Raw genomic sequence first — 14677 nt, forward strand, 5'->3', positions numbered from 1 at the left:
ATGAGTGAGGGAATCCACCGACGCGGACGGCGCGCCCGACGGACAGCGCGCCCCTATCTCTCCTGGGCCGCGGCGCTCGCCGCGGCGGTGGCGTGCGGCTGCGCTCCGGCCGCGCGCGCCCCGCGCCCGCCCGCGCACGCGGCCGCGCCGGCCAAGGGCGCGGCGGAGGCGCCGCCCCCCGAGGCCGCGCGCCGGGAGCAGCCACCGCCGTCCGGCCCCGCGCGGCCCGCGCGCATGCCCCCGATCGCGTGGGCCGAGCTCCCGAGCGGCCTGAGCGTCGCCACCGCGGTGAACCGCGCGCTGCCGCTCGTGGAGGTCCGGGTCGTCGTCCACGGCGGGTCCGCGGCCGACGGCGAGCGCACGGGGCTCGCCGCGCTCACCGGCCAGCTCCTGCTGCGCGGCGGCGCCGGCCACCTCCCCGGCCGCGAGCTGCTCGCGCGGCTCGAGTCGCTCGGCGCCTCCGTGTCGGTGGACACCGGCCTCGACGCCACGGTGATCCGCCTGCGCACGACCAGTGATCGCCTCGCCGAGGCGATCGAGCTGCTCGGGCTCATCGTGCAGCGGCCGCGCCTCGACGCCGCGGAGCTCGCCAAGCTGAAGGCCCGCGCGGCCGAGGCGGCGCGGGACCGCGCGCTCGCGGACGGCCGCTGGGGCGCGATGATGGTCCTCTTCCGCGACCTTTACGCGCTCCCGACCGAGCTGCACCCGTACGCCTCGTTCGGCGCGACCACGGCGGAGCTCGCGAAGATCACCGCCGCCGACTGCCGCGCGTTCCACACGGCGTGGTACGTCCCGAAGAACACCGTGGTCGTGGTGGCGGGCGACACGACGCCCGAGGCCGCGCGCGCCGCGGTCGAGAAGGCGTTCGCCGACCGGAGGGCCGACGAGCCGCCGGCGCTCTCGTTCACCGATCCCATGCCCCGGGGGTCGCTCAAGCTCACGGTCGTCGATCGCCCGAAGAGCGCGGAGACCGAGCTCTTCCTCGGCGTCCTCGGCCCCGAGCGCGGCGCCCAGGACTTTCCTGCGCTCGCGGTCGCGAGCGAGGTGCTCGGCGGCCCCTCGGGGCGCTTCTCGCAGGACCTCCTCGAGCCGCGCGGCGCGGCGCGCGCGGCGTCCGCGGCGACGCTCGACCTCGCGCACGGCCCGGTCCCGCTCCTGGCCCACGTGAGCGTCCCGGCGGCGCGCACGGGCGCCGCCGCGCAGGCGATGCTCGAGCACATCGAGCGGCTCGCGACCACGGCGCCGTCGCAGGAGGAGGTCGACGCGGCGGCGCGGCGGCTCGCGGGCGGCCTCGGGCTCGGCGTCGAGACGGCCGCGGGGCTCGCGGACGAGATCGCGCGGCTCTCGGTGCTCGATCTGCCGGACGACCACCACGACGGCTACCGCAAGGAGCTCCGGGACATCACGCCGGCCCTCGCCGGCAAGGTCGCGGCCGACCACGTGCGGCCGGCGCGCGCCGTGGTCGTCGCGGTGGGCGACGCGCAGGTGATCGGCCCGATGCTGAGCCGCTTCGGCGACGTGAAGGTGGTCGACCCGACGCGCGCCTTCGAGCGGAAGCGCACGATCCCGCGGGACGCGAGCGCCTCGCCCGCGGCAGGGCAGGGGCCGGCGCCCGACGCGGGCCGCGACGCGCCGGCGCAGGAGCAGCCGTGACGGCCGCCGGGCGCCTCGGGCGGGCGCGCGCGCCGCGGGCGGCGCTCGCCGTCCCGCGCGCGCCGGGGGCGGCTGGCGGATGCGCGCTGCGGGCGGCGCGCGGCGTCGCGCTGCGGGCGGCGCTCGCGCTCGCGGCCGGGCTCGCGGCCGCGGCCGCCCCGGTGCGCGCGGGCGCGCAGCCGAGGCCCGCGCCGGTGGCCGCCGCGAAGGCGGCGCCCGGGCTGCGTGCGGGGCCGCTCGACGGCGCGACCTACGACTACGAGCGCCCGCCGGCGAGCGGCGCGGTCGAGCAGGGCGCGGCGCAGGCCGGGGCTCCCGCGGGCGCGGTGCCGCCGGAGCAGCGCTGGCTGGGCCGCGCGTTCGTGCACCGCCTGGCGGCCGCCGAGCCCGCGCGGCCGCTGCCGATCCTCGTGTTCCTGCACGGCACCAACGCGGCGCAGATCAAGTACCGCTGGATGGGGGGCGGCCAGGAGGGCGACGTCCGCCGGATCGCGGCGCAGCTCATGGAGGCGGGCCAGATCCCGCCGATCCTGGTCGCGGCGCCGAGCGCCGTGCTCCCGGCGGCCGTGGCCGTGGCGCGGACGAGCTGGCCGGCCTTCGACCTGGACGCGTTCCTCGACGCCACCGCCGCCCGGCTGCGCGGCGTCGCCACGATCGACCGCACGCGCGTCATCGTCGCGGGCCACTCCGGCGGCGGCTGCAACCGGGAGGGCGGCGTCGCGACCGCCGTGCGCGCGTCCATTCCCGTGCACGCGGCGCTCGTGATCGACACGTGCATGGACGTCGACATCGCGCTCCCGCTTTCGCAGTCGCCTCCGGCCACGCACGTCGTCGTGTCGTGGCAGACGATGAGCTGGGCGAAGCGCCCCATCGCCGACTTCCGCCGCGCCTTCCAGCGCGGCGTCGAGGCGCGCCCCGCCGCGCCCGGCGTGCTCCGCGAGCTGGAGCAGCTCCAGCCGACGGAGCCCATGCCGCACGACGCCATGGTGCCCCTGGTGCTGCGGCGGTGGTTGCCGCCGCTGCTCTCGCCGGACGCCGCGCCGGCCGTGCCCTGCGTCTCGCCGTGACCGCCGCGGGACGCGGCGCTCCGGCGCAGCACCCGCGCGCGGCGGCACCGAGGCCGCAACGCGCACAAAAAAAAAGAGCGCCTGTCCGACGGTTGGGGGGGGGATAACCGTCCCTCAGGCGCTCGCCGTCCAGTAGAAGCAGGAGCTGGGCCAGGGGTGTCCCGACGAGATATCGTGCGTTTGCGCACGCGCCGTGGGGCTTCGGCTTTCGTTTTGGCCGGGGCGGGTTTCGCCGGTGAAGTCTGGCCGCGCTCGCTCGCTCGAAGCTGCTCCCCGGTGGCGGCGCCGCGGAGCCTCTCGATGGCGGCGGCGCAGCCTTGGTGCTCTGCGACGGCGGCGCTCGCCTGGGCGCCTCGCGCCGGGGGCTAGGCCGGGCGGTGGGGCGTGCCGGCGACGGCCCCCACGCGGCGCGTCTTTGCCACGCGCCTCGCCTGCTGCCGGATGTGCTCCACGGCCTTCTCGAAGAACGGCTCGGGGGCGGCCTTGCTGACGGTGATCTGCTCGCCGCCGACGAGGACGACGAGGAGGCCCCGGTCGGTCCTGCCCACCGCGAAGAAGTCGACGGTGAACGGCAGCTCTTCCTCGACGGTGAGCGACAGCTGGCACTTCAACACCTCGCCGACGCCGGGGTGATTCTCGACGACGAACCGCTGCAGCAGCCCGTTGGCGTGGACATCGCCGGCGATCCGGTTGAGCGCCCACTTGTCCCGCGGCCAGGCCATGTGGTCCCGCAGCTCGTATATCCAGTGCAGGAGCTCCTCCGCGACCTGGCCGATCGCCGCCTTCGACGCCTCATAGGACAGCTTGATCTGCTCGTATTTCGTCATCGGGACTCCATCGCACGCCGGCGCGCCCCCTCGAGGCTACCAGAACGCCGCGCCCCGCCGCACGTAGATCGGGGCTGTCGGCCCCGCCGGCGCCGCAGGATCCGCGGGCGCCGCTCGCGGCGCTCGGCGGTCATCGAGGCGCGGCGCGCCCGGGGCGGCGCCGGAGCTCGCTCCCGGCCACACCGGCGGCGGCTCCACGCCCGCGGGGACAGCGCGGGCGGTTCGCCCACGCCTCACCCGCCGGGTTGCGCACCGCTCTGTGCTCGAGGCCGCCGGGCTGCTCCAGCACGACGTGCGGGCGAGCGCGTCGACCGCATCGAGCGGCCGGCGTGGAGATCGTCTCCGACCGAAACCCCCTCATCGCGGGGTTCTTCATCCAGCGAAGCCGGCCCAACAGCGCGTCGCCGATGCACTTGATGTCCTATTCCGCGACCCGTCAGGGTGGTTCTGGTCGCGATAGATGAGCCGGATGTCGCCGCCGTGGAGCTTCACGTAGGGGATAGAGCCGGAGTTCAAATCGTGCCAGACACCCTCCAACGAGTGCAAAGTGATGCTGGCCGAGCCCGGTCTCGAGGCGCTCTCTCGCCGCGGGCCGGGTAGTGGTCAACTTTGCCCAGAGAGAGTCCACATGAAGGCGGGAAGGTGGGAAGATAATTGAGGTTTTCTTCCCGCCTCCCCGCCTTCATGTTCAAATTTGACCACGACTGCGGGCCGCGCGCCCTCAGGCATATTGCTGCAGCAGCGCGCCGCGCATCGGGTTGTCCCACGCGCTCACGGCCGCGCGGACGGCGTCCCGGTCGACCGGCACCCGGTGCAGGCTGACGCTCACGGCGCCGCCGCGCGCCTCCACGATCGCGTACTCGGCGTGGTGCAGCAGCGTCGGCGGCCCGCCGTTCGCGTACTCCTTGAACGGGAGCCCGACGCTCCCCGGGTTCACGAGGAGCGCGCCGCGGTGCTGGCGGAGCATCTGGAGGTGCGTGTGCCCGCCGGCCATCACCGTCGCCGCGTGGCCGTCGAGGCGGCGATCCAGCTCCTCGGCCGGCGTGCTCGAGAGGAGATCCTCCATGTGAGACCGGGGCGAGCCGTGAAACAGGAGGAGCGTCGCGCGGTCGTCGAGCGGGATCGTGAGGCGCGCCTGGAACGTGCGCAGGAAGTCGAGGTCGTCCGCGGACAGCTGATCACGGCACCAGTCCACCGCGTCGATCACGATGGGCGCCTCGGTGTAGGTGCGGATCAGCCCCGGATCCAGCATGAACTCATCGTGGTTGCCGAGGATGCACGGACACCCGAGCTCCCGCAGCATGTCCAGGATGGCCCGGGGCCGCGGCCCCAGCGTCGCGACGTCCCCGAGGCAGATCACCTGATCGACGCCGGCCGCCTGGATGCTGGCCAGCACGGCCCTGAGCGCCACTTCATTGCCGTGAATGTCGGATATCAGGGCGACGCGCATGGGAGGACCTCTTCGCGGGCGGCCGTCGGGGCGCTGGGGCGGCCCTCGGCGCCGCGGTGGTGCGGCGGTTGGTCGAGCGACAACCCGAAAGGCTAGACCATGTCCGGCGTCGCCTCCAGCCCCTCGCGTCCGCCCGAGCGATGCCTGTGGTCCCGCGTGGCGATCTCGGCTCGGGGTCGACGGATGCAGTCGACGTTTCGCTCACCGGGCGCGCTCGCCCGCCCTTGACATCCTCACAAGAAGAGGGTCTTGGTGTCCGTGAACACGATGACGAAGCGCGCGTCCGCCGCCGCGCCGCTGGCGTCGAAGCAGGCGACGTAGGCCTGCGTCTCCGCCGCGTCACCGGACCAGCTGACGACCTTGCAGTGCTCCGAGCCGGCGCCGTAGGCCGTGACCTGCACGTTCGAGCCGGTCGCCGCCATGCCGGGGAGGTTGACGACATAGCGGCCTGCGGACGTGCGCCCGGCGGTGATGTCGGTTGTGACGTCACCCACGTCGCCCGCGATGTAGCCTTTCTGATAGGAGAGGCTCGGCGTGTACGCCGCGGCGGTGGCGTCGTGCGCCCAGGCGTAGCTGTACGACAGCGCGCCGTTGACCTGCGTCGATCGGCCGAAGTTCAGGGTGAAACGCCCATCCGACGGGGCGCCCGAGCTGTCGAAGCATCGCACGTAGACCACGGCGTCGTCTCCGGACTGCGCCCAGCTGCTGACCTTGCAGTGCTCGCTTCCCGGGCCGTAGGCCGTGACCTCCACCGTCCCGCCGGCCGCGGTCTGCGACGGCAGGGTGACGGCGTAGCGACCCACGCCCTGGCGCTCGATCGTGTTGCTCTCGCCGCTCGAGTTGAACTGGTACGTCAGGTTCGGCGTGTACGCCGGCGCCGTCGGGTTGTCCGCCCAGACGTACGCTTCGTGCGAGGGCCCTGTGCCCGACTTGCGGACATACGCGATGCTGAAGAGGGTGTCGACCGGCGCGCCGCCGGCGGTGAAGCAATTGACGCGGACGTCGACGGCATCGCCGCTCCCGTTCCAGCCCTCGACCTTGCAGCGCTCGGAGCCCGGACCGTAGGCCGTGACCTGGACGTTGCCGCCGGCATCCGCGCCGATGCCTGGAAATCGCGCGCGATACCGCCCAGTGCCGAGCTGCGTGACGGTGTTGTCCACGCCCTGCCCGAAGAGGTCACCGGAGGAGCTCCGCGAGTAGCTCGAGCTCGCGGTGAACGAGCCCGTCGCCTGCTGCGCCCAGGCATACGCCCAGGTGCGAGAGATGAGCGCCTGCTGGGCGGAGTCCACCTCGCCCTCCTCGGTCCCATCGTGAGCTTCACCGCAACCTACGCTCATGATGCCGGCGACGAGCGAGCCCACGAGCAGAGCCTTGCTTTTCATGATCAGTCCCCTTCCTCGATTCCGACGTTGACAGCGATCGTGGTGTGATCGCGGAAGGGAGACTGCAACGCGCATGCCGTGGGCGCCGCGCAGCGAGACCCGCTCAGGCCAAGCCTCGTGTCCGGCGTCGCGAGGTGCGTTGATCGACGGCGATCTGGCCTTGAGCGTCAGGCCCGCGGCGTCGAGCGGCCTGGCTTGTCACGAGGGGGACCCAGGGGCGCTGTCGCGCGCGCGTGACAGCTCGCGTCGCGGCCGAATGACACTGTCGTGGACCCGTTCCGCGGCGACCCGCCGCGGTGCGGTGTCATCCCGCCGCCGGGGGCTAGAGCGGTTTTGGCTCGGGCATCATGGAGACGTCGTCCGTCCCTCGTCCCTCGTCTGCCGTCTATCGTCTTCCGTGCTCGTCCTTCGTGCGCGTGCGCGTGCGCGCTCACTCCGGCGGAATCGCGCACGAGCACGCGCACGCGCACGAAAGAGGGAAGAGGGAAGACGGAGGAGGGAAGAGGGAAGACGGAGGAGGGAAGAGGGAAGACGGAGGAGGGAAGAGGGAAGACGGAGGAGGGAAGAGGGAGGGCGAACGGCGGAAGACGGCGGTGAGCGACAGAGGGCGGTGCACCAGTCCCCGCCGAAACCCGCGCTAAGCTTTCGGGGACCGGGGCGTGAACTCCCAGACGAACTTCCCCTTGCCCTTGTTCTCATCCGCCGGCGTCAGGACGAGCCCCTCGATCGAGTCGACGACGCAGCTCGCCACCTCCTTCGAGGCGGTGGTGCCCTCCGGCTCGACGACGATGTCCACGAGGCGGCCGCTGTCCTCGAGCACGAGAAAGCTGACGGTGACCTTGCCCTCCGCGCCGGGGTTCCGGGCGAGCTCCGCGTCGTAGCACGCGCGGATCTGCTCCTCTCTCGTCGCGAGCAGCGCGGCCGTGTCGTCCCGGTACATCTCCGGGCTACGCAGCGCGAAGGAGCACCCCGTGGACGCGCCCGACGAGGCCAGAACGACAACACCCAAGAGCCAATGCTTCATGCGCGCCTCCTTGCCGGGAGCAGCGTTCGTGGATCGACCCCGGATCAGCATCTACTGCCCCTCCGCCGCGGGCTTCGCGGTGTCCTGCTCGACGATGTTGAACTCGACCCGGCGGTTCTTCTCACGCCCCTCCTCCGTCTCGTTGTCCGCGATGGGCTTGGTCTCGCCGAAGCCCTTGGCGGTGAGCATGCCCTGAGGGATCCCGTGCTGGACGAGGTACTCCATCACCGCCTTCGCGCGGCGATCCGAGAGCTTCAGGTTGTGCTCGTCCGCGCCATCGGAGCTCGCGTGCCCCTCGATGGCGATCTTCTTGATGTGCGGGTGCTTCTTGATCGTGTCGACGACCTCGTTGAGCAGGCTGTGCGACTCCGTCCGGATCACCGCCTTGTCGTGCTCGAAGAGGATCTTCTCGTTGATGACGATCTGCTTCTCCGTCACCTCCACGCGCTTCTTCTCGGGCGGGGGCGGGGGCGGGGGCGGCGGGGGCGTGCCCGCGATGGTGAACGCCCGCCCCCCTTCGAACGCGGTGACGCCGCCGCAGGCCGCCGAGCCGAGGCTCACGCCCACGAGCAAGGCAAGGGCGAGCCGAGGCCCGAGGCCCGCGGGGCGCCGCGACACGCGATGGGCGCCGGGCCAGGAGCGAGGGCGCGGACGGCGCCTCGCGCTTTGGTTGTCGGAGAGTTCGTTCATGATCGAGACTCCAAGGGCCGCTATCACGGGCCCAGGTCGCTGGGCGGCGCGCTCAGCGCGAGCACGACGAACACCCCGGATAGAGGTAAGGTCGGCTCGCGGGCGAGCTCCATGCCTCGCACCCTAGCCCAGATCAGGCGCCGCGAGCTAGCCCGGATTTTCACCGGAACGGCTCGCGCCGGCGCACCACGCAATCGGCGTGCCATATGCGTGACGGGCGATCCATCGTCGCGTTCTCGACCGACGCGCCGATGAGATCCGCGCGCTCCGGCGGTCCATGCTCCGAGCCCGTCCCCGGGCAGCGCCCGCACCGGGCGAGGCCCATTCCCGATGACCCTGGAGACGTACCCATGACCCGGATCGAACTACCGCGCGTCGTCTCGCGCGCCGAGTGGCTGGAAGAGCGCAAGGCGCTGCTTACCCGTGAGAAGGAGCTGACGCGAGCGCGCGACCAGCTCAACGCGGATCGCCGGCGCCTGCCGATGGTCGAGGTGACCGAGCCGTACGAGTTCTCGGGGCAGCACGGCAGGCTGCGCCTGCTCGACCTGTTCGAGGGCCGGCAGCAGCTCATCGTTTATCACTTCATGTGGCTGTTCGAGGACGGCAAACCCAAGGACCGCGGCTGCCCGAGCTGCTCGGGCTTCGCCGATCAGATCTCGAAGGGACACCTGCGGCACTGGCACCATGTCGACACCACGTTCGCGTTCATCTCGCGCGCTCCGTGGGAGAAGATCGCGCCGTTCAAGGCGCGCATGGGCTGGCCGGTACCCTGGTACTCGTCGGAAGGCAGCCGCTTCAACTACGACTACCACGTCACGCTCGACGAGTCGGTCGCGCCGGTGGAGTACAACTACCGTACCCCCGCCGAGCACGAACAGGCGGGCTCCGCTTATTATCTGGGCGGCAAGCAGCCCTTCGACCTGCACGGGCTGAGCTGCTTCCTGCGCGACGGCGAGCGCGTGTACCACACCTACTCGACCTACGGGCGCGGCACGGAGTCGACGGGCGGCTCGTATTACTTCCTCGACCTGACCGCGCTCGGGCGCCAGGAGGACTGGGAAGAGCCCAAGGGGCGGAGCGCCGGGCAGGGCGCCAAGGCCGGCGACGAGCGCATCCGCTACCCCGACGAGCAGGAGGATCTGTCCGACTCGAGCGGCGCGCGGCCCGCGCCCGCCGCCCCCGAGGCCGACGACTGCTGCTCTCGGCTGCGGCGCTGAGCCGCGCCGGATGACCCCTCACCGCGCTGCGAACCTCACGTCCAGATCCGGGTACTTGCGGGCGAGGTACTCCAGCGCCAGCGACGTGTGACAGCGCCGAACGTCGGGTTGGCGCGCCGTGGGGCAGTTGCAGCCGAGGAAGACGTCGCCCTGCCGGGCCTCCTGCGCCAGCGCGTCGAAGCGCGACGCTTGCTCCGCAAACCGCTGATCGAGCACCGCGATGTAGGCGGCGCGGAACCGCTCGAAGCCCGCTTGCGACGGGTCGGACAGGAACGCTTCGACGATCTCCGGGGTGGGCCTCAGGACGTGCTGCGTGTGTTTGCGCGTATCGTACCGCTTGCCTGCTGGCAGCGGATCGCCGTCGCGACGGCGCCCGCGGACGATCTGGTAGCGTGCGATCATGCGCCCGATCCTACGCTCGCACGCGCTCGGCGGCCCGCTCGCGCTTCACGGAGCTCGCCCTCCGTTCTCGCGCGTCACGAGCGCCTTCAGCTCATCCAGGCCGCGGACGGTGTACGTCGCGTCCTCGCCCCGTGGCACGCCCGGCCGCAGGATCTGCACCGTCCTGATCCCGAGCCGGTTTCCGGCCTCGATCTCCGACTCCAGGTTGTCGCCGACCACGAGCACCTCCCTGGGGTCGAGGCGGCGAGCGCGCAAGATCTCCTCGAAGATCCCCTGCTTCCCCTTCCTGCCCGGCTCATCGATCGCGTCGACGTGGATCCCCGCGAAGAGCCGCTCGATGCCGAGCGCCCTGATCTTGCTCTCCTGGAGCCGTCGAAAGCCGGACGTCACCAGGAAGCGCAGGGTAGGCAGCTCGGCGAGCGCGCCGAGGTCGGGGTAGCCGCGCATCGGCGCCCTCACCTCCAGCCGGGCGCACGCCGCCCAGCCGTCCGCGAGCATCTCCGCGGAGAAGCCGTGCTCCCGGGCGACGTAATCGAGCGCGTGGCGCCAGCAGTCGGAGAATGCCCGCTCGAGCGCCTCCTCGGAGAGCTCGCCCTGGTTCGCCCGCCGGATCGCCGCGAACACCGGATCGAGGAGCTCTCTCCCCACCTCGTCCGCCGCGCTCAGGCAGTTGTCCAGATCGAAGAGGACGGCGTGGATCATCCCGCAGGTTCCCTCGCGCGCGAGCGTAGGCGAGCGGGGCCGCAGGCTGCAACGGCGAGCCCGGCCGCCCGGCCGGCGGAGCCGTGCTCCGCGGAGGCGCACGCCCTCATGGCGCGCGCGCCGCGCCCTCATCGCGCGGCGCGCACGCCCTCATGGCGCGCGCGCCGCGCCCTCATCGCGCGGCGCGCGCGCCACGCGGCCGCCCACGACCACCATGTCGATCGGCGTGTCGACGAGCGAGCGATCGGGCGAGAGATCCCGGCCGAGGACCGTCAGATCGGCCACGAAGCCTTCCGCGATCCGGCCCCGCTGGCCCTCGGCCCAGGCCGCGTACGCGGGCGCCGCGGTGAAGGCCAGGAGCGCCTCGTCGAGGTCGAGCCGCTCCTCGGGCATCCACCCGCCCGGGGGCTGTCCCGAGAGATCCTGCCGGGTCACGGCCGCGTAGATGCCGAGCAGCGGCGAGGGCTCCTCCACCGGGAAATCCGAGCCGAACACGACGCGCGCGCCCGACGCGAGCAGCGACCGAAAGGCGTACGCGCCCTTCAGGCGGCGGGCGCCGAGCCGCGCGGGCGCCCACGGCATGTCGCTCGTCGCGTGCGTCGGCTGCACCGACGCGATCGCGCCGAGCGCCGCGAACCGCGGCAGATCGTCGGGCGAGACGATCTGCGCGTGCTCCACCCGGAACCGGAGCGCCGCCGCCCGCCCCGGGCCGAGCGCCTCGAACGCGTCGAGCACGGCGCGGTTCGCGCGGTCGCCGATGGCGTGCACCGCGAGCTGGAAGCCCGCGTCGGCGACGAGCCGCGCCGCGCGCGCGAGCGCCTCGCGATCCATCAGCAGGAGGCCGCTCGTCGAGGGCTCGTCCGCGTACGGCTCCAGGAGCGCCGCGCCGCGCGAGCCGAGCGCGCCGTCGGCGAAGAGCTTGACCCCGCGCAGCACGAACATCGCCGTGCCCGCCGCGTCCGCGTCGGGCGCGCGCGCCCGCAGCCCCTCGAGCCGCCCCGCGCCGGCGAGGTACGCGTGGACGCGGATCGGCAGCCGCCCGGCGGCGGCGAGCGCGCGGTAGACCGCCACGGTCTCGTCGTCGATGCCCATCTCGTGCACGCCCGTGAGCCCGGACGAGAGCGCCTCCTCGGCGGCGCGCAGGATGCGCCGCTCGCGCACGGCGGGCGGATCGGCCGGGATCTTGGCCTCGACGAGGTCCATCGCGCTGTCGATGAAGACGCCCGTCGGCTCGCCCGCCGCGTCGCGCAGGATGCGCCCGCCCGGCGGATCCTGCGCGCCCCTGCCGACCCCGGCGGCGCGCATCGCCGCCGCGTTGCCCCAGAGCGCGTGCCCGTCGACGCGGCGCAACGCCACCGGGTGCTCCGGCGCCGCGGCGTCGAGCGGGGCGTGCGTGGGGAACGCCGCGCCCGGCCAGAGGTTCTGGTCCCAGCCGCGCCCGGTGATCCACTCGCCCCTCGGGCGGGCCTTCGCCGCCTCGGCGACGACCGCCGCCGCCGCCTCCGCGCTCCTCGCGCCGCGCACGCTCGGCGTCTCCAGCGCGACGCCGAGCCCGTAGAGGTGGGCGTGCCCGTCGACGAGCCCGGGCACGACCGCGCGCCCCGGCAGCTCCACGACGCGCGTCGCCGGTCCGACGAAGGCCCTCGCGTCGGCCGCGCTGCCCACGAAGACGATCCGCTCGCCGCGCACGGCGACCGCCTCGGCGAGCGGGCTCCTGGGGTCCATGGTCCGGACGACGCCGGCCGTGATCACGAGATCTGCGGGCGCTGGGGGCTCTGCCGGCGTCGAGGGCGCCGGCGCGGCGGCGGGCGGGCCAGCGGAGGCACAGCCGAGGGCGAGGCTGCCGAAGAGGCTCAGGAGCGCCGCTCGGAGCACGTTCGACATGAGCGCCACCCTAGCACCCGCGCGGGGCGCGCAACGGCGGTCAGGGCGTCGGCCTCACCTCGGCCGAGCCAGCGCCGCAGGAAGGGGATGGGGAGTCCCCGAGGAGCGGGTTGCGAGTCGTGGTCGAATTTGAACGTGAAGGCGGGAAGGCGGGAAGAGCATTAAGGTTTTCTTCCCGCCTTCCCGCCTTCATGTGGACTCTCTCTGGGCAAAGTTGACCACTACTGGCACTGTCGAGCTCCTCACAGGACATCTCCTGCGACAAGCAGCTCATGGCCGTCTGGTACTGTTGGACCAGAGGACCGCAGACGTCGTCGTTCTGCATGGCGTTGTAGACTTCGTGGAGCGTGGTCGCGCACTGGAGCTCGCCTGCGGGTCCAGCGTGCGCGTGGCAAACTTTGCCGTACTGGCAACGATTGCCCCACCGTCTGGGCAAGGAGCAGCAAGGATTGCCATCGAGCGTGCCGAGGAAGAAATCCCGCGTCGAACGCGTAGCTCTTGGGAGTATCGATGACGTCTGTCCAGCATCGACGGCGAACGCCGTCGATGCATCCGAGCGCCGCCCCTCCGCTGGGCGAGGGAGGCGCGCTCGCGGCGGCCTGCGCCGGCGTCGATCAGGGGATCACGACGGCTATTTCGGGTGAGCGCCGTGGCGCCCGTCGTCGTCCTCGCCGGCCGCGCGCCGCGGCAGCTCGACGATGAACGTCGTGCCCGCGCCGAGCGCGCTCTCGACCCGAATGGTCCCGCCGAGCGACGCGAGGACGTGGCGCACGATCCAGAGCCCGAGCCCGAGCCCGCCGTACGACGCGTGGTCCGCGGCGCGCTCGAACCGCTCGAAGATGCGGACGTGGTCCTGGGGCGCGATGCCGATGCCCCGGTCCCGCACCACGAGGAGCGCCGTCCGGTCGTCCCCCGCGACCTCGACGTCGATGGGGTTGCCCGCGCCGTACTTCGCGGCGTTGGACAGGAGGTTCGTGACGATCTGGTCGACGCGCGTCCGGTCCCATCGCCCGCTGACCGGCTCATCCGCGGCGACGCGCAGCGCGTAGCCCGCGCGCGAGAGCGAGTCCCGGAAGCGCCACGCCACGTCGCGCACCACCGCCGCCAGATCGACCTCCTCGAGCTGCAGATCGAGGCGCCCCGCGGTGAGGCGCGAGACGTCGAGCAGGTCGTCCACGAGCTCCGCGAGCCGATCGACCTGCCGGAGGATGACCGCCGTCTTCTCGCGCAGCGCCTCCGCGGGCGCGTTTCGCTGCACGGCCCGCAGGATGCTGCCCGCGAGGAGCCTCAGCGGCGTGAGCGGCGTCTTGAGCTCGTGCGCGGCCAGCGCCAGGAAATCGTCGCGCCGCTTGATGGCGTCCTCCGCGTCCTGGTACAGCCGCGCGCGCTGCGCCTCGGCGCGCCGGCAGAGGATCGCGCTGGCGAGCACGTTCGCGATCGCCCCGATGAAATGGACCTCGTCGTCCGTGAACCTCCGCGCGCGCGTCGTGCACGCGCAGAGGGCGCCGAAGCCGTGGACGCTCACGCTCATCCCGCTCTTGATGCCCTGCGCGAGCAGGCAGGGGGCAGGCCGGAACCGCCGGTCGCCGGGCAGGTCGTCGAACACGACCGCCTCCACGCGCGAGAGCGTGTGGCCGGCCTGGGTTCCGGGCCCGGCGTCGATCCGCTCGGCCCCGGCGGCGCGCGGGCAGCGGCCCACGGCTGCGCGCCGCACGAGCGTGATGCTGTCGGGCAGCACCTCGAAGACGCCCACCTCCTCGGTGCCGAGCGCCGCGGCGGTCTGCCGGGCGGCGCTCTCCAGGAGGTCGTCTGTCGCGGCGCCCGCGAGCGCCTGCTGCCCCACGGCGGCGACCGCCGCCTGCTGAGCTGCCCGGCGCTTCGCCTGCTCGTGCAGCGCCGCGTACTGGGCCGCCAGCGCCCCGGTGCGCAGGTGGGTCGACCGCACCGCGGCGCCCAGCCCGCCGGTGGCGAGCCCGACGACGCCGTACAGCGAGAGCACCAACACATCGGCTCTCGAGTCGATGGCGAAGGAACCGCGAGGCTCCAGGACGAGGTATGCCCCCCCGAACCCTCCGATGATCCCGGTCGCGATGGCGGGCCCGAAGCCGGCGCGGACGGACACGAAGACGATGGCGATGAGCGGCAGAAGAAAATAGCCGTTCCGGAGATCGATGTTCGGCCAGACGAGGGCCGTCATCCCGACGGCCGCGATGCCCGCCAGGACGGCCCCGCCGTAGCGCTGGGGGATCGCATGGCTGTCGGGCGGGCAGCCGTCGCCCATCGGCCGCTCGATGCCGCCGAGGGCGCCGGCCGCCGACTCGCCTGACACGGGCGGGGAGCGTCGCCACATGGGCGGTGAATCTGGGCCGAAGCGGCGTG

Annotated in this window: 12 protein-coding genes and 1 pseudogene; 3 read left to right on the forward strand and 10 right to left on the reverse strand. The window is 73.0% G+C overall.

What is annotated here, in order from left to right; genetic code table 11:
* Nucleotides 1-1653: a M16 family metallopeptidase gene (locus WME98_RS19955; protein WP_437952711.1), complete on the forward strand. Its 1653-nt coding sequence runs from the start codon at nucleotides 1-3 to the stop codon at nucleotides 1651-1653.
* Nucleotides 1650-2720: a hypothetical protein gene (locus tag WME98_RS19960; RefSeq protein ID WP_437952712.1), complete on the forward strand. Its 1071-nt coding sequence runs from the start codon at nucleotides 1650-1652 to the stop codon at nucleotides 2718-2720. The genes WME98_RS19955 and WME98_RS19960 overlap by 4 nt, the downstream gene beginning before the upstream one ends.
* A 365-nt stretch (nucleotides 2721-3085) precedes the next feature.
* Here WME98_RS19960 and WME98_RS19965 read toward each other — a convergent pair whose 3' ends face one another.
* The 6 genes and pseudogenes from WME98_RS19965 to WME98_RS19990 form a co-directional block, all read right to left on the reverse strand.
* Entirely contained in the window at nucleotides 3086-3547 is a 462-nt protein-coding gene (locus WME98_RS19965; RefSeq protein ID WP_061622719.1) for a hypothetical protein, read from the reverse strand.
* A gap of 721 nt (nucleotides 3548-4268) precedes the next feature.
* Nucleotides 4269-4997, reverse strand: a complete 729-nt coding sequence (locus WME98_RS19970; protein ID WP_437952713.1) for a metallophosphoesterase family protein — start codon at nucleotides 4995-4997, stop codon at nucleotides 4269-4271.
* A 233-nt stretch (nucleotides 4998-5230) separates the two neighbouring features.
* A complete protein-coding gene (locus tag WME98_RS19975; protein WP_437952714.1) occupies nucleotides 5231-6379 on the reverse strand; it encodes a hypothetical protein in 1149 nt (382 codons plus the stop codon).
* 467 nt (nucleotides 6380-6846) lie between these two features.
* Nucleotides 6847-6945: pseudogene (locus WME98_RS19980) on the reverse strand (GNAT family N-acetyltransferase); the annotation flags it as partial.
* Between the two features lie 71 nt (nucleotides 6946-7016).
* Nucleotides 7017-7403 carry an AgmX/PglI C-terminal domain-containing protein gene (locus WME98_RS19985; RefSeq protein WP_437952715.1) on the reverse strand — a complete coding sequence of 129 codons (387 nt, stop codon included), beginning with the start codon at nucleotides 7401-7403 and terminating at the stop codon, nucleotides 7017-7019.
* A gap of 51 nt (nucleotides 7404-7454) precedes the next feature.
* A complete protein-coding gene (locus WME98_RS19990) occupies nucleotides 7455-8093 on the reverse strand; it encodes an OmpA family protein (RefSeq protein ID WP_437952716.1) in 639 nt (212 codons plus the stop codon).
* A gap of 350 nt (nucleotides 8094-8443) precedes the next feature.
* Here WME98_RS19990 and WME98_RS19995 point away from each other — a divergent pair, with 350 nt between their 5' ends.
* On the forward strand, nucleotides 8444-9310 hold the full coding sequence (locus WME98_RS19995; RefSeq protein WP_437952717.1) for a DUF899 domain-containing protein: 867 nt from the start codon (nucleotides 8444-8446) through the stop codon (nucleotides 9308-9310).
* 18 nt (nucleotides 9311-9328) lie between these two features.
* Here the strand turns inward: WME98_RS19995 and WME98_RS20000 are convergent, their stop codons facing one another.
* The 4 genes from WME98_RS20000 to WME98_RS20015 all read right to left on the reverse strand — a co-directional run bounded on the left by WME98_RS20000 (nucleotide 9329) and on the right by WME98_RS20015 (nucleotide 14627).
* Nucleotides 9329-9712 (reverse strand): hypothetical protein, encoded by a 384-nt coding sequence (locus WME98_RS20000; RefSeq protein ID WP_437952718.1) that lies wholly within the window; start codon nucleotides 9710-9712, stop codon nucleotides 9329-9331.
* 45 nt (nucleotides 9713-9757) lie between these two features.
* Nucleotides 9758-10414 carry an HAD family hydrolase gene (locus WME98_RS20005; RefSeq protein WP_437952719.1) on the reverse strand — a complete coding sequence of 219 codons (657 nt, stop codon included), beginning with the start codon at nucleotides 10412-10414 and terminating at the stop codon, nucleotides 9758-9760.
* Between the two features lie 150 nt (nucleotides 10415-10564).
* Nucleotides 10565-12298, reverse strand: a complete 1734-nt coding sequence (locus WME98_RS20010; RefSeq protein WP_437952720.1) for an amidohydrolase — start codon at nucleotides 12296-12298, stop codon at nucleotides 10565-10567.
* Between the two features lie 631 nt (nucleotides 12299-12929).
* On the reverse strand, nucleotides 12930-14627 hold the full coding sequence (locus WME98_RS20015) for an ATP-binding protein (protein WP_437952721.1): 1698 nt from the start codon (nucleotides 14625-14627) through the stop codon (nucleotides 12930-12932).
* Between the last annotated feature and the right edge of the window lie 50 nt (nucleotides 14628-14677).

The organism is Sorangium sp. So ce296, from assembly GCF_051529605.1.
Classification (GTDB): domain Bacteria; phylum Myxococcota_A; class Polyangia; order Polyangiales; family Polyangiaceae; genus Sorangium; species Sorangium cellulosum_D.

Bases quoted from the DNA above. Each gene is read 5' to 3' on its own strand.
- WME98_RS19955 (WP_437952711.1), top strand. From the start codon at position 1: ATGAGTGAGGGAATCCACCGACGCGGACGGCGCGCCCGACGGACAGCG.
- WME98_RS19965 (WP_061622719.1), bottom strand. From the start codon at position 3,547: ATGACGAAATACGAGCAGATCAAGCTGTCCTATGAGGCGTCGAAGGCG.
- WME98_RS19970 (WP_437952713.1), bottom strand. From the start codon at position 4,997: ATGCGCGTCGCCCTGATATCCGACATTCACGGCAATGAAGTGGCGCTC.
- WME98_RS19975 (WP_437952714.1), bottom strand. From the start codon at position 6,379: ATGAAAAGCAAGGCTCTGCTCGTGGGCTCGCTCGTCGCCGGCATCATG.
- WME98_RS19985 (WP_437952715.1), bottom strand. From the start codon at position 7,403: ATGAAGCATTGGCTCTTGGGTGTTGTCGTTCTGGCCTCGTCGGGCGCG.
- WME98_RS19990 (WP_437952716.1), bottom strand. From the start codon at position 8,093: ATGAACGAACTCTCCGACAACCAAAGCGCGAGGCGCCGTCCGCGCCCT.
- WME98_RS19995 (WP_437952717.1), top strand. From the start codon at position 8,444: ATGACCCGGATCGAACTACCGCGCGTCGTCTCGCGCGCCGAGTGGCTG.
- WME98_RS20000 (WP_437952718.1), bottom strand. From the start codon at position 9,712: ATGATCGCACGCTACCAGATCGTCCGCGGGCGCCGTCGCGACGGCGAT.
- WME98_RS20005 (WP_437952719.1), bottom strand. From the start codon at position 10,414: ATGATCCACGCCGTCCTCTTCGATCTGGACAACTGCCTGAGCGCGGCG.
- WME98_RS20010 (WP_437952720.1), bottom strand. From the start codon at position 12,298: ATGTCGAACGTGCTCCGAGCGGCGCTCCTGAGCCTCTTCGGCAGCCTC.